The following is a 19043-nucleotide window of genomic DNA, read 5'->3' as shown; positions in this document are numbered from 1 at the left end:
GGAGACACAGCGGGGCGCGGCGGCAGCTTCCAGCTCAAAGGCTTCCGGCTAATTTGCCCCCGCCCAAGGCTGCGCCGCTTGCCGCACGCGGGCCAACACGTGCCGTTCACGCGCCAGATAGCGGCTGGACGGCAACTGGACGCCAAACGCCGCCACCATTTCGCCTTCCCACCACAGCGGCACGCCCACCGCGCAGTGGCCCGGAATCCACTCTTCGATGGAGTGGGCGCAGGCGTCGGCCCGAACGCGCTCCAGTTCGCCCGCCCATTCGTCGGGCGTGGTGATGGTGCTGGGGGTAAAAAGTTCGAACGTTGGCTGACCCGAACCGCTGTAGGCATACAAGATTTTTCCGGCAGCGGTGGCGTTGGCGGGCAAGGTCACATCAGTTTGCACGGCGGTGTGGTGGGCTTCGGGATCACCCAAAGCGCGGTGAATGCACACCACCCGGCCCTCTTCCAACACACACAGGAATCCTAGCCCCCGCGTGGCCTGCGCCAAGTCTGCCAGTGCGCTGCGGGCGCGGGAAAACCAAGGCAGAGCGTCAGTCAGCAGCGCCCCGAATTCGGCCAACTGCCAACTGAGGCGGTAGCGCCCGCCCGGAACGCGCCGCAAAAAGCCCGCCCCGGCCAGCCCAGATAGATAAAACTGCGCTGTAGAGCGCGGCCAGCCCAACTGAACCGCCAACGGGCGTGACCCCCATTCCGGCTGATGCACCGTAAAGGCCCGCAACACGGCAGCGGCTTTATCCAGAGAGGGTGACATGGGCCAAGCTTACCGCGCAATATGGTTGGACGCGCCCCTTGAGCGGCAGCCCGGTCAGGCCGAACACTGGAGGCATGACCGCCGAACCTGTTCCAGTGGCCCCTGTCGTCCGCGCCGCACGTGGCCCCGTCCGCACCGCCAAAGGCTGGATTCAGGAAGCCGCCAAGCGCATGTTGATGAACAACCTCGACCCAGACGTGGCTGAGCACCCCGAAGACCTGATCGTGTACGGCGGGCGCGGCAAGGCGGCCCGGGACTGGCCCAGCTTTCACAAGATCGTGGAGGTGCTGGACAGGCTGGAGAACGACCAGACGTTGCTGGTGCAATCGGGCAAGCCGGTGGCCGTGCTGAACACGCATACCCTCGCGCCCCGCGTCCTGATCGCCAATTCCAACCTCGTGCCGCACTGGGCCAACTGGGAAACCTTCGACAAACTGGATCAGGCCGGGCTGATGATGTACGGCCAGATGACCGCCGGATCGTGGATTTACATCGGCACGCAGGGCATTTTGCAGGGCACGTATGAAACCTTCGCGGGCGCGGCGGCCAAGCATTTCGGTGGCACGCTGAAGGGCACGATTACCGTCACAGCGGGCCTCGGCGGCATGGGTGGAGCGCAGCCCCTCGCGGTCAAGCTGGCGGGCGGCGTGTGCATTTGTATCGACATAGACGGCACTCGCATTCAAAAACGATTGGACACCCGGTATCTGGATACGGTGGCGGCCACCTTGGATGAGGCGTTGGCACTGGCCGAAGCCGCCAAAGCGGAAGGCCGGGCGCTGAGCATCGGCTTACTGGGCAACGCTGCCGATCTCGTGCCGGAATTGGTGCGTCGGAACTTCACCCCCGACCTGATCACCGACCAGACCAGCGCCCACGATCCGATGTGGGGGTACTTGCCCAAAGCCGAGGCCGACGAGGACGTGAACGAACTGCGCCGCAGCCAGCCCGACGAGTATTTGCGGCGGGCGCGTGCAGCGATGGCCGAGCATGTCCGGGCCATCATCGAACTCCAGCGGCGCGGCGCGGTGGCCTTCGACTACGGCAACAACCTGCGTGAACAGGCCCGACTGGGCGGCGTGGACGACGCCTTCTCCTATCCCGGCTTCGTGCCCGCCTTTATCCGCGACAGCTTTTGCGAGGGGCGCGGCCCGTTCCGCTGGGTGGCCCTCAGCGGCGAGCCAGCCGATATTTACGCCACCGACAAGGCACTGCTGGAACTCTTTCCGAACGATGCCCGATTGCAAGCGTGGCTGACCTACGCCGCCGATCAGATCGCTTTTCAGGGATTGCCCGCCCGCATCTGCTGGCTGGGCTACCGCGAGCGCGATCTGGCCGCCAAACTCTTCAATGAAATGGTGGCTGATGGCCGGCTCAGTGCGCCCATCGTCATTGGCCGCGATCACCTGGACGCCGGTAGTGTCGCCAGCCCGTACCGCGAAACTGAGGCCATGCTGGACGGCTCCGACGCCGTGTCCGACTGGCCTTTGCTGAACTTTGCCACCGGAGTTGCCTCGGGCGCGGGCTGGATGAGTTTTCATCACGGCGGCGGCGTGGGCATGGGCTACAGCCAGCATTCGGGCCTCGTGGCAGTGGCCGACGGTTCCGAGGAAGCCGCGTGGCGACTCTCGCGCTGCCTGACCAACGACCCCGCGATGGGCGTGATTCGCCACGCCGACGCGGGCTACGAACTGGCGCGGGACGTGGCACGGGAGCGCGGGCTGGATTTGCCGAGCCTCGGCATTCAGGACAAGTAGGGAGAAGATGATGCAGATAACCCATGTGTTTCACATGTTCATCGGCGTTTTGGCTTTGGCGACCTCTGCTCAGGCCCAAGACAGTTCGCCCCCTGCGCCCCAAACCTACACCGTGACGCTGGGGAGCGGTCAAAACGTCATGGTGACGGCCCCCGCTGCCACACCCCACCCGGATAGCGGCTGGATCACTTGGCAGTTTGAACGCAAAGCCGCCTCCCCCGATGGGCGGTTCGTGGCCGTGATCTTCCTCAAAGACGCGGTGTTTGCCAAAGACAACGTGACGGTGGTGTATCTGGTCAAACCCGGCGGGCAGATCCTGCCGCTGCCCGACAGCGACGTGAATATCCTGAACTGGACGCCAGACGGCCAGTATCTCCTCGGCGGCGGCGTGAATACCCTGCGCCTCTGGAACACCAATGGCAAGGTGCGAACTCGCGTGCTAGACAGCATCGGCGCTCTGGACACTACGGGAAATTTCGCCTGCGTCTCGCCGCTGTCCTTTGATGAAGCTGCCGTGACCGTGCAGCGTTTTAGTCTGCCTCAGCTTCGGCCCGCTGGCACATTTGTTCTGCCCGCAGCACCCGCCGAAGACGAACGGTTTTGCCGATGACTGAACCCTCCCACCTCCCTTACGGCGGCATCGCCACCTTCGCCCGCGCCCCTATCGTCCATCCCGGAAGCGACTGGCGGGCCTTCGCCGCCGTGCTGGGCATTCCCTCCGACATCGCCCTCGGCTTTCGCCCCGGCGCACGCTTCGCCCCGCGTGCCCTGCGGGACGCCAGCCTACGCTATGTGCCGCCGTTTTCGGGCCTAGACGGACGGGTGCGCCTTGACCCCGCCCAGTATCCAGACCCGCTGATGGTAGATGCGGGCGACGTGGTTTTACCCAGTCTGGAACCCGAATTGGCGAGAGGGCGCATCACGGCGGCGGCGCGTCTGATCAAAGAACGTTGCCGCATGCCCATCTTTTTAGGCGGAGATCACAGCGTCACTTACCCACTCCTCCGCGCCTTCCGTGACATCCCTGAACTGCACGTCATCCAACTCGACGCCCACCTCGACTTCACCGATACTCGCAACGACACGCGCTACAGCAATTCCAGCCCCTTTCGGCGGGCCGTAGGAGACCTGCCCAATCTGGTGCATATCACCACGTTTGGCCTGCGCGGGCTGAGATTCGACGCCGAAGCAGTGGCGGCGGCGCGGGCGCGGGGGCATACGCTGGTGCCGATGGAGCAAGTCGAAGCACACTTTCAGGACATTCTCAGCGCCTTGCCCGCCCACCGCCCGGTCTACCTCAGCATCGATGTCGACGCCTTCGATCCCGCCGTATTGCCCGGAACGAGCAGCCCCGAACCCGACGGCTTCACCTATGCCCTCGCCATGCGCCTGATCCGCGAAATCGTGCGCCGTCATGGGGTGGTGGCGCTGGACGTGGTGGAACTGGCCCCCAACCTTGACCCGACTGGACGCAGCGAACTGCTGGCCGCCCGCCTGATCATGGAAACGCTGGCCGAGGTCTTTGATGCAGAGGTCTTTGATGCACGGGAATAGGGGAGAGCGCACCCTGTTTACGGGAATAGCCCAGTTGGTCACGCCCGGAGTTGGCCCCCAGCGCGGCGCGGCCATGCGAGACCTCACGCTGATTTCAGGCGCGGCAATGCTTGTCGAACACGGCCTGATCGCTTGGATTGGTTCACAGAAGGACGCGCCCCCAGCCGATCAAATCCATGATCTCGGTGGTGTGGCCGTCACGCCTGCCCTGACCGATCCGCACACTCACGCGGTCTGGGCCGGAGACCGCCTCACCGACTTCGAAGCCCGCGTGCAGGGCGTCCCCTACGAAACGATTCTGGCGCAGGGCGGCGGCATCCGCTCCACCATGCGGTCCACTGCCGCCGCCACTGTGTCTGACTTGGTGGCGCTGGCCCTGCCCCGAATACAGGCATTACTCCATTCGGGCGCAACCACCATCGAACTCAAAAGCGGCTACGGCCTAGATTTCGACGCCGAGATTCGGATGTTGGAAGCGGTGCGCTTGCTGCAAACGCGGACGGCAGCAACGCTTTTGCCGACGCTGCTGCTGCATGTGCCGCCCGCAAAGGGCCGCGCCGAGTACGTGCAGGCTGTGTGTCAGAGCCTGATTCCCCGCGTAGCAAACGAAAAGCTAGCGACTGCCGTAGACGTGTTTTGCGAGCGCGAGGCGTTTACCGTAGACGAAACCCGCCAGTTTTTCGCGGCGGCGCGTCTGGCTGGCCTCAACATCAAACTGCATGCCGATCAATTTCACGCCATTGGCGGTACGGAACTGGCCTGCGAACTCGGGGCACTCAGCGTCGATCATTTGGAAGCCAGCACAGAGGCGCAGATTGCCGCGCTGGGCCGAAGTCAAACCGTCGCCACCATTCTTCCCGGCGTCACTCTGCACTTGGGCTTGCTCGCCGCCCCCGCCCGCCAACTGATTGACGCGGGCGCGTGCGTCTCCATCGGCACTGACCTGAACCCCGGCAGTTCGCCGCTGTACAGCGCACAACTGGCCCTCGCGTTGAGCGTGCGCCTGAACCGCCTGACACCCGCCGAGGCCCTAACCGCCGCCACTGTCAATGCTGCCGCCGCGCTGGGCCTAGAAGATCGCGGCGCACTCTCTCCCGGTCAACGGGCCGACTTTCTCGCGCTGCATTCCGCCGATTGGCGCGACCTCACCTACACCTTAGGTGCGAACCCAGTGCGTTCGGTGTTCGTGGCCCGACGGGAACAACCACAGCAGGAAGTACAGGAGCAAGCCTTATGATTTTGGATTCCACCCTGACCTTATCCGACTTCGAGCGCGTGGTGCGGGGCCGCGAATCTGTCACGCTGGCCCCCGCCGCGCTGACCCGCATCCGCCGCGCCCGCGCCGTCATTGAGCGCATCGTGGACGGCAACGAAGCAGTCTACGGCGTCAATACGGGCTTCGGAAAGTTTGCTACCATCAGCATAGACCGGGGTCAACTCGAACAGCTTCAGCACAACCTGATCGTGTCACACGCTATTGGCATGGGTGCGCCGCTGCCCACCGAAGTGGTGCGCGGGATGCTGCTGCTGCGGGCGCAATCGCTGGCGCTGGGGCATTCGGGCGTGCGCGAAGACGTGGTGAATCTGTTGTTGGCGCTGCTGAACGCCGGAGCGCATCCGGTCATTCCGGCGCAGGGTTCGGTGGGCGCGTCGGGCGATCTCGCGCCGCTGGCCCATTTGGCATTGGCGCTCATTGGACTTGGAGAACTGGACTACGCCGGACAGGTGCGCCCCGCCGCCGCTGTGCTGGCCGAACTCAAGCTCACGCCGCTGACCTTGCAGGCCAAAGAAGGCCTCGCCCTGATCAACGGCACGCAACTGATGGGCAGTCTGCTGGCTTTGAGCGTGCTGGATGCCCAAACCCTGCTGCGAACCGCCAACCTCGCCGCCGCCATGACCATCGAAGCCATGCGCGGCAGCCATCAGCCCTTCCGCGACGATGTGGTGCGGCTGCGGCCCCATCCCGGTGCGTTGGAAGTGGCCGCCGAAGTCCGGGCACATCTGCGAAACAGTGCCATCGCCCCATCGCATGCCGACTGCGGGCGTGTGCAAGATGCCTACAGCCTGCGGGCCGTGCCGCAAGTTCACGGGGCCACGCAAGACGTACTCCATCATGCCGGGCGCGTGCTGGCCGTCGAATTCGCCTCTGTGACTGACAATCCGTTGGTGTTGCCAGAGACGGAGGAAGTCATCAGCGGCGGCAACTTTCACGGGCAACCGCTGGCCCTGACCGCCGACGCACTCACGGTGGCGGTGGCCGAACTCGCCTCTGTCTCCGAACGCCGCTGCGAGCAACTCCTCAACCCGGCCCTGTCGGAGTTGCCCGGATTCCTGACGCCGCAACCGGGCCTCAGCAGCGGTCTGATGATCGCGCAGTACACCGCCGCTGCTTTGGTCAGCGAAAACAAGGTGCTGAGCCACCCGGCCAGCGTGGACAGCATTCCCACCAGTGCCAACCAAGAGGACCACGTCAGCATGGGGGCGCACGCCTGCCGCAAGCTGCGCGACGTGCTGGACAACTCGTTTACCGTCATCAGCATCGAACTGCTGTGCGGGGCGCAGGCGCTAGAGATGCAGGCCATGAAATTCAAGCCGCTGGCCCCCGGTGTGGGCGTCGGGGCCGCCTACGCCCGCATCCGGCAAGAAGTTGCGCCGCTTGACGCAGACCGCTATTACAAGCCGGAGCTGGACGCCCTACTGAAAGCGGTAAGAAGTGGTGACGTGTTGAGAGCGGCGGTAGCTTCTGCTGTAACTGACTCCTCTGCCTGAATTACGTAATTCAAGGTGCCGTCAAGGAGCACAAAGCTCATCCCGCACACGCATAAGCGGCAGCCAATCCCTCTAAAGTTGCGGCCCAATCTCCGCCGCTGGCAGAGTGAAAAAGAAGGTGGTGCCCGCTCCGACAACGCTCTCCAGCCACACTTGCCCGCCGTGCCGCTCCACGATCTTCTTGCAGACGGCCAGCCCGATGCCGGTGCCGTCATAGGTTTCGCGGCTATGCAACCGCTGAAAGATTTCAAAAATACGCCCAAAATATTGCGGCTCGATGCCGATGCCGTTGTCTGTTACGGCAAAGCGCCACACCGGGCCGTCGCGCTCGGCTGAAACCCGCACCTGTGCCACTACGCCTTCCCGGCGGTACTTCAGGCCGTTGGAAATCAGATTTTGCAGCAGTTGGTCGAGTTGCTGACGGTCTGCCCGAACGGTGGGCAGTCCCTCGGCCCGAACTTCTGCCCCGGCCTCATTTTCGATTTGCAGTCGCCGCGTCACTTCGTCAAACACACCCTGACTGTCGACTGGCGTTTGCTGGCGCTGCTCGGTGTGGATGCGCGAAAAGGTCAGCAGATCGTCCACCAAGCGTTTCATGTGCTCGCCGCTGTCGACGATCTGGCGCAGATACAGCTGGCCGCGTTCGTCCAGCACGTCGCCGTACCGCCGGGCGATCATGCCCGCAAAACTGGTCACCGCCCGAATAGGAGCCTGAAGGTCATGCGAGGCGATGTAGGCGAACTGCTCAAGTTCAGCGTTGCTGCGCCGCAATTCCTCGTTGGCCCGCAACACGCTTTCTTCGGCTTCCTTGCGCTGGGTCACGTCATGCATGGCGACGACAGCCCCCAGTGGATTGCCGTTTTCGCTAAAAATGGCCTGACCGCTGGCGACGATCCGGCGGGCCGCCTGTCCTTTGGGCCGAATCACCATCTCGGCTCCCTGTATGCGCTCGCCGCTGAGAGCGCGGAAGAGGGGCACATGCTGGGTGAGTAGCGGCGTCACGCCGTCGCCTTCGTACAGGTCGTAGTGTTCGGCCCAGTCTTCTGCGGGCAGCGGTGAGGCGTCCATGCCGTGAAAAGTGCGGGTCGCGTCGTTGAACAGGGTCAGGCGGCCCTCGGGATCGCAGGCCACGATGCCCTCACTGAGGCTGCCCAGCACGGCACGCAAAAACGTGCGCTCGCGGGCCAGTTCCTCGGTGCGGTGTTCCAACTGCGCCACCACTCCGGCCCGCTCCAGTGCCAGCCCCAAATGATGCACCACTGTTTCCATGACTACGCGGTCTGTACTCGTCCAAGTGCGCTGCCCGAACAAGACGAAGCAGATGATTCCGGTGGCCGAACCGTTGACATAGACGGGCAAACTGGCCGCCGTGCTGACGTGCTGCACCAGCTCGGGCGGAGTATCGCTGCCCTGCGCGTACTGATCCTGATACAAGGGCTGTCCGGTCACCCAAGGGATCACCAGACTTTGCGGCACGGTGTATGGAAATCCTGCGTCTATCACGGCTTGCAGCTCGTCATTGCCCAACTGCCCGGTCTGCACTTGGTTGCGCCACAGCCCCTGCGCCCGCTCGTAGTACAGGGCGTACCCGTCTGGGAGCAGCGACATCACCACTTCTTGCCCGCGCTTGATCAGGGTGTAGGGGTCGGTTTCGATGCTCAGGTCGCGGGTCAGGTGGGCAAACCCTTCAAGGGCACGGCTGCGGGCGTCCAGCTCGGCGTTTTGCCGCTCCAGTTGGCTGGCCTGCGCCGCCCGCTCCAGCGCCAGTCCCAGTCCCCGGCCCACTGCCCGAATAACGGCCTGCTCCTGATCCGTCCATGTATGGGCCTGTTGCGTGCCTGCCGCCAGCAAACTGTGGGGTTGGTCTTCCAGAAAATACGGGAAGAACACGGCGGCTCCGTAATCCTGTGTGGTTTCGGCCCCTTCCAGCGCTGCGTTCCAGCCGTTCACGAAGACGGGCGCACGGGTGGCCAGCGCCTCGGCAGAAGTGGGCGCGTCTACCGGAATGCCCGCCAGAAGGCTGGCAATGACTTCGGGTGTCACGTCGCTTGACCACGCGCGGGCCTTCCAGAGGGGGCCGCTGCGTTCAAAATACGCGACGCTGACCCCGCTCAGGGCCGCCCGCACCACATCTATCGCCTGACGCGCCAGCACCAGCACGTCGGTTTCGGTGCCTACCGCTTCGGTAAAGGCCACGAACGCGTCGAGTGCGGCGCTGCGTTCTTCCAGTTCACGGGTGCGGGCCACCACCCGCGCTTCTAATTCAGCCTGTTCTGCGGCCCAGCTGTTCATTGGTTAACCAGCCGAACACACAGGGTTCTCCCTCTTTGCAAGGGGAGACAGGTCAACACTGAACGCTTTGATCTCAACCACACCCCCATACCCTAGCAAGCGCGGGCCTACAGAGATATGACGGCCTGACGTTTACCTTCTGGATCGTTGAAGTGAGGCTTTTGATGGGGGGTGCTCACACCTTCGCCGTGTTTCAAGCTTTTTTGGCGTTTCGTGGGATCGCCTTCCTGCCCCACGAGGACAATTCCCTGATTTGGCGCAGGCGCTGGGCGTAGTGGTGGCTGGGGCCGCTCTTCCAGAGGGCGCTGTAGAGGGTTTGTTTGACCCATTGCCACTGCTGGCCTGCTACGGGCCGAGTTTGAAGAGGCAACAGCGCCGGGTGGCTTGGGCTGTCTAGCGCCTCTAGTGCGGCCAGAAAGTGGCGCGAAAAATGTTCGTAGATGTCGGCCCGCTGATTACCTCCGAGCGGGCTGGCGGCGATATAAGGATTGGTATTGATTTCGTAGACCTGAATGCGCCCATTCACGATGCCGTAGTCCACGCGGCCATAGTCAATCTGCGCGGTGGCAAAGACTTCGCGCAACTGGGTCTCATGCGGGTTGCCGTGCAGGTAGGCCGTTTCGGCGGCGAGGGTGTGTTCATCCACGACGAACGTGCGGGCCATGCCGCGTACCTCCCAGCCATATCCGAAAAAGATGTCGGTGGGAATAATTCGCTCGCCTACCTTGAAGGCAGCGTAACGGCGGTACAGGCCGCGCTCATCGGCCTCGCCACAAAACTCGGTGATGATGCTGTCGCCTACGCTTTGGCCGCCTTCGCGCCACTGCTGCAAGAAGGCTTCTAGGGCGGCGGCGTCTGGAATCAGGCCAGAGACCACTGCATTGTGCTGATGCTCGCTCCGCACAAACACGGGGAAGCGCACAGGCACGCGGTGTTCATCAAGTCGGTAGACATCAAAATCGTTGTGGCCCTGAGCGCGTAAGGCCCGCAGTAATTCAAACCGCTGCTTGACCCGCGTGGGATGATTCAGCAACTTGATCTCATTGCCGCGCAGGGCCAATTGCTGCCACAGCCACGCGGCCCGGCTCAATTCAGCACAAGACAGCCGCTCCAGGTCAGCAAAAATGTAAGTGCCTTGCGGCAATTTTTTGAGCGCAAACGCCGTGTCATACGGCAAAGGGATCAATCGCGGCGCGAATGCTGCTCCACGCGTCGCCAAGAAGTCTTCCAGACACAGATGGTGCAGCGTGGTGAGCATGTAGATCACCCCTCTACAGTACATGCCAGACGCCGTGTCGGGTGAGGGGTGACGCGGCTGCAGGGCGATTGCGATTAACGTCAAAAGGATTTGGAGTGGGTGCCGTCACCGGTGAGTAGAGAGCGCGTGGTGAACATAAAAACGCTCAAAATATTGTAAGAGCTTCAAAGTGTGACTGGGACGCCTAAAAAGACCCAGCCTCACAGGAAGGCCGAGAAGGCCCCTGCGGCGGATATTGAGGGGGAAAGGACTAAGGAAGCGGGAGATCGAGAGCAGGGCGCGTTATTTCAACTGTCTTGGAAATGCTCGTAATTTTCAAACTAAGTCGGATTAGTGCGAAAAGGGGGCGTAAAGCGTTGAGAGTGTGAATTTGGCATGACTGGTATTTTTATCTGGGAATAACAAGAAAATAGGTTTCTTTGCTCCCTCCCTTCTCTTGATTGCCTTCACTCTTAGCTTTAACTGCCTTTTACAAACTCGAAGTGAAGCACTTGCATCAGGCGAATGCGCCGTAAAATTGCCCTCTCACCCTAATTTAAGCGCCCCTCCCAGATCTATAGCTTCACAAGTGGCCAGAGCAACAATAGACGCTCGGAACTCTTTTCAATCCCGTACTGCTCTCACACTGCTTCGGCGCAACATTGCTGCATTGATCTGCTCAGCTGATGCACAGGCCTAAGCACTCCACAGGTTCCTCGTCAGTTGGTCTCTGAGTAAACACCAAAGGCTCTGACGCAAATACAGAACTCAGTTTTACACTCCCGACCCTGAACCTTACTCTTCATCTTCAACACATTTATTCCCGCATAATTTACACTGCTGCTATGCATCCCGCCGACGAACACGCCCAGAAGTTGACGCTTGCGCTGCGGAAGTACGATCTCGATCATTTGATTGCCCTGCTGCCTGATCTTTCTCCGAGTCAGCCTAAACATGTGCTGCGGGCACACCTCAAATTCGTATTCGAGCAGGCGCAGAAAGACAAACTGGATTTGCTGCACCCACCCGCCGATTTTCAGACGTGGGTGCAGGAACCGCTTCGGCGCACGCGGCACCCTGAAAAGCAGGCCCAACCCAATACGGTTCATGCCCGCGCTACCCTGCTGACCCGGCTCTACCGCCTCCTGCAAGAAGAAGGCCTGATTCAGCAGCAGCCGTTGCAAGGGCTTCCGCGTCCCACAGTGGTGCAGACCAAGCGGTTGCCGCACCCCGATACCTTGCGCCGCCTGCACCTGCAAGCGCAGCCTGATCCCTTTTTACACGGAGCGCTGATGCTGATTCATCATTTGGCGTTCAGTACAGGTGAACTGCTGGCGTTGGAATGGGAACACATTGATTTCCCGCGCAACCAGTTGCTGCGCCGCCGCACGGCTTCTCCCCTGCCTGATGTTGTACGGCAAGCCCTCGAACGCTTGGCCAAACCCCAAGGTGGCCCACTGTATGCCAGCGGCAAAGTCTTGCCCTATGCCACCGATCAGGCGTTTCGGCAAGCGCTCTGGCAAGCCAGCAAAGATGCCAACACCGATTTAGTCCCGCCCGCCACCCTGCGCCTTGCTGGACTGCACGCCAACGGACAGCAACTGACGTCCATGCAGGCCGGATTCATTGATGACCGGGCTTTTGAAGACGCCCGCGCCGTGGTAGCGGCGCTGAGTTTGGAAAGTCAGGAGTAGAGCGGGTGCTTGGGCAGAGGCAGGTTGTAGATTAACCTCGCCTTCCACAAGCCGGTATATCTTCCTGCTTCATTATTTGTTATTCCCCGATAAAAATGCTAAGGCTTAGCGTTTGAAGAAATCCAACTTGCTGCGGGGCGGCCCCGGAAAGTCGCTGATGGCGGGGCCAGCCGTCACGCCCAGCAGTTCCCGCGCGGCCCGGACGCCCTGATCGATGGCGCTGTGGGCGTAGGCATACGCGCCAGAATCGCTGTTGGCAATGGCAATGCGGCCCCACCCCCGGCGGGCAGTGGCAATCGGCAGCGGGCCACCCGGCCAAAACGCATCGTCTGGGCGCATGTATTCGTAGGCATAACCGTGTGCCCAACGGTTCACCGTAATGGCGGCGATATCACGGGCCGGATCGAAGCCCGCGCCGCCCAGCGCACCACCCAGCAGATTGCGGGTTTGGCGCTCGTAATCGGCAAACGTGAGGCGGGTCAGTTCGCCGCGTCCGGTATTGAACTGCTCTCTGGCCTCGTCGCCCAGCTTGCCACCGGGAATACGGCGCAGGTGCAAAATGACTGGATCGGACGCTTGTTGGGCAAAGGAATAGCCGCCCATGCTGACTGGGAAATCTATATCGGCCCCGATCCAGAAGTGCCCCGGCGAGGTGACAGCCGACAGTTTCAGGCGGCTGAACGCCTCGAAGTTGCGGAGCACCACGTTGGTGTACACCAGCGGAATCTTGACCTGATCGCGCATGGCCTTGGCTTGGGCTTCTCCCAATTCCGCCGTGAGGTACGGAATGACGCGGTGCCAGCAGGCCAGCACCACCCGGCCCGCCACCACGCTGTGCATGCCGCTCCTATCGGCGTAAGTGACTTCCACCTGTTTGGCCGTACCGGGGCTGCCCAAATGCCGCACCCGCACTGCCGTACTGTTCAGGCGAATGCGAACAGGCTTGCCTTTGACGTCCAGTTGGGCATAATTCAGTTTCGCCCGCACCGAGTCCTCCATCGTTTTGCCGGGCAACGCCGCCGGAATCAGCGAGCGCACCAGCAAGCGGGCCACGCTGGCGTTGCCGTCGGGGAAATGGTAGATGTAGTCGTCTGGATCGGTGGCGATCAGGCGGCCACTCGGACTCATGGCGGCGTCGGGTTGATCACCCAATTTCATGCCGTCGAAGCCGGGGTTGCCGTTGGCCCACGCGTCCAGTGCGCCCACCACGTCTATGCCCGATCCAAAATACTCACGGGTGCTGTCTTGAAAATAGGTCACGAGTTGAGGGTCAACCCCTGCGATGTTCAGCAGAAATTCGCGGTAGGTGGTCTTGGCGAGCCTCGCCCGTTTTTCGGCGGTGCTGAGGCCTTTCAAGTAATCTTTGGGCGCGTCGATCAGTTCGATCAGGTCACGCTTGGCCTGCGCGTTCAGCGGCGTCTTGCTGACCCAGCCCGCCGCCGTATCGGTTTCGCGCACCGTAGCAGCCTGTCCGTACACCGCCTTGGAAAAGTAGACGCCCCCGCCGAGGCCGCGTTTGTCGAACCAGTCGCCGTCGTAGTAACCTTCAAACTTTTTGGGTTCGATGCCCACACTGCCCAGCATGCCGCGCACTGCTGGACTGAAGTAGCTGGGCGTTTGCAGGGACTGAGAGCCGCCGTAGCCGATCAGGGTTTGGCCCCCCACCTGAAATTCGTTGCGGCTGGCATGCCCACCTACATCGGGCAAGGGATCGAGCAGCAGGATGCGGGCGGCGGGATTCAGGCGGCGAAATTCGTGCGCGGCGGCCAAGCCGCTGATGCCTGCGCCCACCACCACCAAGTCGAAGGTTTCTCCGGTGCTGGCCCCAGCAGTGGGCTTCAGCAGCCCGTCACGGATGGCGTGCATGATGCCGTTAGATTTGTCGGTTTGCCCGGTGAGGCCCGTGCTGGACGGAGGATAAGGAGTGGATGAGGCCGCTGCCGCACGGCCCCAAGGCATCGCCCCCTGCGCGGCCAGAGCTGCGGCGGTGTAAGCCATCCCGTTCATAAAGTCGCGCCGGGAGATGGCTTGATCCATGCCCAAAGCGCGGTCTTCAGCACTCATATCGGCAGCGGTGTCCATATTCTCTTGGTGCTCAGCATCCATAAGCGGTCTCCAATGAAAAGGAAGGGAACAAAGAGGTGGCCTGAATTGCGGGTAATAGCTCACTCTAGCTGGCTTGAGTTCGCCCCGCCTATAGAGGTCTGCCACAACAAAGCCGCCTGTTTTTTGGCACACTTCTCTGGCAGACTGCACCCAGATGCACCTGACCGTCAAGCAGCTTCGGTATTTTATGGCGGTGGCTGAGGCCGGGTCGATTTCCGGGGCGCTGCCGTCACTGAACGTGTCTCAGTCGGTGGTCACAGAATCGCTGCGGAAACTGGAAGAAGTCGTGGGCGGGCCGCTGTTTTCGCGCCACGCACGCGGGATGACGCTTACGCCTGCCGGACAACTGTTTTTGCGCCACGCTCAGGAGGCGCTGTCGGCCTTCAGCCGGGCCGAACAGACCTTGCAGGGCCAGCCTTCACCCGTGCGCGGAACCCTGAATTTGGGCGTGACCAGCCTGCTCACCGCCTATTATCTGCCCGAAAAGTTGGCCCGCTTTGAGCGCTTGTTTCCCGATGTGCGCGTGCGCGTGGTGGAAGACCGCCGCAGATTTTTGCAGCACCTCTTGATAGGCGGAGAACTGGATGTCGCGGTGGTGAACGTGGCTGGGCCGCCGGGAGCGCATGCGCTGGACACCCAAGCCCTGCATACCCGCACCCTGATTCGAAGTCCTTGGCGGGTGTGGCTGCCCGCGGCCCATCCGCTGCTGAGGCAGGGCAGCGTGAGCCTCAGCGACCTTGCCCCTGAACGTGCCCTGATTCTGAGCGGCGACGAACTGGAAGACACGACGGCGTTGGTGCTGCGCCGCGCCGCCTTCCGGGAAATTGGGGTCAAAACCGGCTCGGTGGAAGCCATTCGGAGTTTGGTGGGCCTCGGCTTAGGCGTGTGCGTGCTGCCCGAACTGGCCTACCGCCCCTGGACACTGGAAGGCGATCGGCTGGCTACCCGGCCCCTTGAAGACGATCTGCCGCCGCTGGAAGTGGGGTTGGCTTGGCGGCGGGGAAGCCCACTCACGGCGGTGGCTCAGGCATTTTTGAAGATGATGAATCTCAGTCAACAGGAGAGCGGGGAAGACAAGGATTAACATGGAGTCCCCCAAGGAAGCACTGACCTGCACTCCCCGTAAACGGCGCAGTGCGAAGACGTAGCGCCCGGAAGGTGAGGGGGAGGCAGTTTTCGTGTCTTACGCCTGACTTCCACTGTCTGATCAGCATGGAAAGTCAGGGCTGCCCGAACCAGCAAATCAGGCTCGGTTGTGGGCCCACCAGCCCAACAGATCTGGCCAGTTTGGGCGCCCTTCCCGAGCACACAACGCTCTCCAAGGCACGTCACCCGCACCACCAGCGCCAGTTCTGAGAGCTTGATCTGACGATTGACCCTCCTCTGGGAAAAGTGGGTGCGGCCTTGTTCCTCGCTGCTAAGAACGTACCGCTGGGCAGTTCATCTCGGTCGATGGCGGCGTATTGGTGGAGCAGCGCCCGGCTCACGTAGACACTCTCCCCGTCGAGGGCTTTCCCGTTCTCCCGCCTGACCTCGAATGGCTCCGCTGAGCGCCGACATTATGGTGGTCGGAGCGGCGGGCGCCTGGCGGCTGGCCCAGCGCAGTCTGAAGGTGAGCGTGATTGAGCCTGAGACCCCAGCCAGCGGGTCGACGGGGAACAGCGTGGCCGGCGTGCGGCACCAGTTCACGAATGAGACCCACGTCTTGCTCGCCGGCGAGAGCACAGCCGAGTACGCTGCGCTTCCGAGCGAAACCTGAACAACCCTGCACCTCACGGGACAACCGGGCAAAAGATAAAACTTCTCTGAAGGACGCGGTTGAGGCTGAAGCGGATTTTTCCTCGTCTTCCCCGGATTCATTCGCTAAGGTAGTGCAAGTTCCAACCCGAACTTCGGTCCTTCCCCCTGGACGGCACATCCGTGTCGGGAGCGGCCCTCTTTGCCGTCACAACGCTGGTTTGGCACTTCAGGAGACTTGATGAACCCATCCGTAAACCGCCGTCATCTGTTGCGCTGGGGCGCGGCCTGCGCTGGCCCCATCCTGCTGGCCAGCTGCGGTCTGACCAAAGTCGCTGTTCTGAACCCTGACATTCCCGGCCACAGCCTGAATACCCTGGCCTTGGCCTCCCCCAGCCTTGCCAGCACCGCCCTGTGGAAGGCGCAGGCCCCCAGAGAACCGGTCACCCTCTTGGCGACCCGGCCCACGCGGATCATTGTGCACCATACGGCCAGCGCCAACGTCAGCGACGTTTCTCAGGCACAGGCGTACGCTCTGGCCCGCTCTATTCAGCAGAGCCATGTTGACCGGGGCTGGATCGATTCGGGTCAGCAGTTCACCATCAGCCGGGGCGGATACATGCTCGAAGGCCGTCATCAGAGCATCGACGCGGCCCGCACAGGCACCCAGCACGTGCGCGGGGCGCACTGCGAGGGCTTCAATGACGTTTCTGTCGGCATTGAAAACGAAGGGACTTACACCAGCGTTGCCCCCCCCACAGCGCAGTACAACGCTCTGGTGCAGCTGTGTGCCTGGCTGTGTCAGCAGTACGCCATTCCCGCCACCGAGCTGTACGGCCACCGCGACTTTCTGAACACCTCTTGCCCCGGCGACGTGCTGTACGCCAGGCTGCCCCAACTGCGGCGTGACGTGGCCGCCCACTTGGGCGTCAGTGTGCGGGTCTGGCCGACCACCCGAACTGGACAGACGGGAGAACGCGTGAAAAGCGTGCAATACCTGTTGCGGGCGCGGGGGCACAGCGGCAGTGTGGACGGCAACTATGGCAGCGGCACAGGCAGCCTCGTGAGTGCGTTCCAGACCTCGGTGGGCCTGACGCCGGATACGCTGGTGGGATCGGCCACCTGGGAAAAGCTGATCCTGACCGTGCGGCAGGGCAACACCGGAGACGCAGTGCAGGCCGTTCAGAGCCAGCTGCGGAGTCGCGGGGCTGCGGTGGCCGTGGACGGCGTGTTCGGCGCGGGGACAGAGAGTGCCGTTCAGAGCTTTCAAAGCACTCAGGGATTGGGGGCAGACGGGATCGTCGGCCCAAATACCTGGGTGGCGCTGGTGAGCTGACCTCCTCATCTACCGCTGCAGGCTCTGCCAGTGATTCTCAAGACCTGTCCGACTTTCCCGTCCTCTATGTGTTTAAAGGAGTTGCCATGCGTTTAGCCCATCAGTCTGCTGGAGTTCTCACCCTGACCTGCCTGTTCGCTCTGTCTTCCTGCGGTGCGCCCAACGCCGCCTTACCGCAGGAAACCGCCGCCACAACCCTGAATCCAGACGCCACCCTAAACGCCCTGAGCGGCACCAAGCTGAGCGACGCCACCGCCCGCAGCCGCGTGACTGCCGCTGGTATTCCGGTGGTGTCCAGTGGCAACTGCAGTACCCGCAGTGTCTCGACCTGTACGTCGCTGGAGCAAATCTACTCCGGCACCATCGACGGCATTCTGACGCTGAAACGGGCCTCAGGCTGCGCCCTGAACATTACGGGCGGCACCGAAGTCGGGCATTCGAGCGGCACCTACAGCCATTACAACGGCTACAAAATAGATACCAGCCTCTCGACCTGCATCAACAACTACGTCACCAGCAACTTTACCTACATCGGCCTGCGCGGCGACGGAGCGCCTCAGTACAAAAGCGCAGCGGGCAATATTTATGCCAAGGAATCCAATCACTGGGATATTCTGTACTACTGACCGCGAATGGGGGTTGACAGAGGCGGCCAGAAAAGCGCTGGGGAGAGGGCTCATGAGCCGTCCCAATCTCACGTTCTGGCCACTTCCAGCGGCAGTGACCCACCTCACCCAGTGGAGAGCCCCGCACATCCCAGCAAAATTGCTGCACCCACATGTCAGCCGCTGAACTGCTTGGCTGTTGCCCTGCTTCAGACGCTCCATCCGGTGACGTCCTTCAGCCGGTGGTGGCGGTTGCTGAAGCTGAACCACTTCCCCCACTCTCCCGCTGCACCTCAGGCCCGCAGCCGACTCGCTCGACTGACCCCCGGGGTCGAGCGGCGCGCGACCGAAGTCCAGAGATCTGGACTTCGTGGTGGTCGGTTCCGAACCACGCCCCGTCTCGACGTTCAAGCGCGCTCCTCGGTGCACATTTCAGGGCGCTCGTCCCGCCCCTCAGCACCACTGGTCCGGTGGAGGGCTTCAACCTGCACGCCCCGAGCGCCCTGAACGGCAAGCTCGTCAAGGACGAGCTTCGTCCCGCACATGAACACGATTTCAGCGTGCTGTGCCACATGACTGGAGAGGGGCCTGCCTACGGTGGGCCACAACAGATGGGGGAGCAGGCGTATCAGGCAGGAACGGGCCTGACGCCTCCCAAGCAGGGTGATCCGCGACGGAAGGCGGAGGATGGGGCCGCGAGGCAGTGCATCGAGTCCGCCTTCCCCGTCCTTGTTGGTGCACGATGACGCTGGGGACAGGTCAAGACCTCGCTCAGTCTGCGCTAGAAGGGCGCTCTAGGCGTCCTGGCGCATCACCTGAAATTCATCGACCTCACTGGCTGACCGCTGCCCTGTCAACCCCTTATGTAGTACATCTGGGTTCATTCCTGATCAGAATGGAGACTGCCAGGCCAGTCCGAGTTGCCAAGTCCGCGTCAACCCCAGGTCCAGCAAGACCGTCGAATAGTCCGGACCGGCTCGGGCGCTCTTCTCGAAAACTGAACGCTATCCAAGGCCACCAAGCCTGCACCAGAAGAGCCAGTGCCGAGAGAGAGTTCGACCTGCCCCACCTTTTCTCCAGGAGGTTTTTATGTTCGCCCTCGGTCTGGACATCGGAAAAGACTCTCTCTACGCACATTTACCAAGAGTTTCCACGGTTACCGCAATCGCGTGTCAGGCGGCGTGAAGTTGTTGT

At 62.2% G+C, this 19043-nt stretch carries 14 protein-coding genes and 1 pseudogene; 11 read left to right on the top strand and 4 right to left on the bottom strand.

Features of this window, described 5'->3' with window-relative positions; genetic code table 11:
- Positions 1–48: 48 nt before the first annotated feature.
- The gene (locus E7T06_RS15175; protein WP_136366623.1) at positions 49–762 is read right to left on the bottom strand and encodes an IclR family transcriptional regulator; all 714 of its coding nucleotides are present in this window, start codon (positions 760–762) and stop codon (positions 49–51) included.
- Between the two features lie 74 nt (positions 763–836).
- Here E7T06_RS15175 and hutU point away from each other — a divergent pair, with 74 nt between their 5' ends.
- Genes hutU through hutH form a run of 5 tightly spaced genes read left to right on the top strand, consistent with a single transcriptional unit; the run spans position 837 to position 6842 of the window.
- Positions 837–2519 (top strand): urocanate hydratase, encoded by a 1683-nt coding sequence (gene hutU, locus E7T06_RS15170; RefSeq protein ID WP_136366622.1) that lies wholly within the window; start codon positions 837–839, stop codon positions 2517–2519.
- A 7-nt stretch (positions 2520–2526) separates the two neighbouring features.
- A complete protein-coding gene (locus E7T06_RS15165; RefSeq protein WP_136366621.1) occupies positions 2527–3129 on the top strand; it encodes a hypothetical protein in 603 nt (200 codons plus the stop codon).
- Positions 3126–4073 carry an arginase family protein gene (locus E7T06_RS15160; protein WP_136366620.1) on the top strand — a complete coding sequence of 316 codons (948 nt, stop codon included), beginning with the start codon at positions 3126–3128 and terminating at the stop codon, positions 4071–4073. Before E7T06_RS15165 ends, E7T06_RS15160 begins: the two co-directional genes overlap by 4 nt.
- Positions 4045–5310 (top strand): imidazolonepropionase, encoded by a 1266-nt coding sequence (gene hutI, locus E7T06_RS15155; protein WP_240741092.1) that lies wholly within the window; start codon positions 4045–4047, stop codon positions 5308–5310. Before E7T06_RS15160 ends, hutI begins: the two co-directional genes overlap by 29 nt.
- The gene (gene hutH, locus E7T06_RS15150) at positions 5307–6842 is read left to right on the top strand and encodes a histidine ammonia-lyase (RefSeq protein ID WP_136366618.1); all 1536 of its coding nucleotides are present in this window, start codon (positions 5307–5309) and stop codon (positions 6840–6842) included. Before hutI ends, hutH begins: the two co-directional genes overlap by 4 nt.
- Before the next feature lie 72 nt (positions 6843–6914).
- Here hutH and E7T06_RS15145 read toward each other — a convergent pair whose 3' ends face one another.
- Together E7T06_RS15145 and E7T06_RS15140 are read right to left on the bottom strand one after the other, a co-directional pair.
- Positions 6915–9134: an ATP-binding protein gene (locus tag E7T06_RS15145; RefSeq protein ID WP_136366617.1), complete on the bottom strand. Its 2220-nt coding sequence runs from the start codon at positions 9132–9134 to the stop codon at positions 6915–6917.
- A gap of 193 nt (positions 9135–9327) precedes the next feature.
- Positions 9328–10392, bottom strand: coding sequence for a hypothetical protein (locus E7T06_RS15140; RefSeq protein ID WP_136366616.1), 1065 nt, complete (start codon positions 10390–10392; stop codon positions 9328–9330).
- Between the two features lie 824 nt (positions 10393–11216).
- On the opposite strand from E7T06_RS15140, the gene E7T06_RS15135 reads away from it, so the two are divergent.
- Positions 11217–12065, top strand: a complete 849-nt coding sequence (locus tag E7T06_RS15135; RefSeq protein WP_136366615.1) for a hypothetical protein — start codon at positions 11217–11219, stop codon at positions 12063–12065.
- Between the two features lie 105 nt (positions 12066–12170).
- Here E7T06_RS15135 and E7T06_RS15130 read toward each other — a convergent pair whose 3' ends face one another.
- Entirely contained in the window at positions 12171–14171 is a 2001-nt protein-coding gene (locus E7T06_RS15130) for an FAD/NAD(P)-binding protein (RefSeq protein WP_205750947.1), read from the bottom strand.
- 154 nt (positions 14172–14325) lie between these two features.
- Between E7T06_RS15130 and E7T06_RS15125 the strand changes: the two genes are divergently transcribed.
- From E7T06_RS15125 to E7T06_RS15105, 5 genes and pseudogenes are all read left to right on the top strand, one after another.
- Positions 14326–15255 carry a LysR family transcriptional regulator gene (locus tag E7T06_RS15125; protein ID WP_136366614.1) on the top strand — a complete coding sequence of 310 codons (930 nt, stop codon included), beginning with the start codon at positions 14326–14328 and terminating at the stop codon, positions 15253–15255.
- 453 nt (positions 15256–15708) lie between these two features.
- A complete protein-coding gene (locus E7T06_RS22215) occupies positions 15709–15930 on the top strand; it encodes an FAD-dependent oxidoreductase (protein WP_346763212.1) in 222 nt (73 codons plus the stop codon).
- Between the two features lie 219 nt (positions 15931–16149).
- A complete protein-coding gene (locus E7T06_RS15115; protein ID WP_136366613.1) occupies positions 16150–17244 on the top strand; it encodes an N-acetylmuramoyl-L-alanine amidase in 1095 nt (364 codons plus the stop codon).
- A gap of 86 nt (positions 17245–17330) precedes the next feature.
- Complete coding sequence (locus tag E7T06_RS15110) at positions 17331–17870, top strand: hypothetical protein (protein ID WP_136366612.1); 540 nt, start codon at positions 17331–17333, stop codon at positions 17868–17870.
- Between the two features lie 52 nt (positions 17871–17922).
- Positions 17923–18634, top strand: a pseudogene (locus E7T06_RS15105) (IS982 family transposase).
- Positions 18635–19043: the final 409 nt, after the last annotated feature.

The organism is Deinococcus sp. Arct2-2 (assembly GCF_004801315.1).
Taxonomy (GTDB): domain Bacteria; phylum Deinococcota; class Deinococci; order Deinococcales; family Deinococcaceae; genus Deinococcus.
The sequence above is the reverse complement of the archived record's forward strand: the minus strand, read 5'-3'. Positions and strand labels throughout refer to the sequence as shown.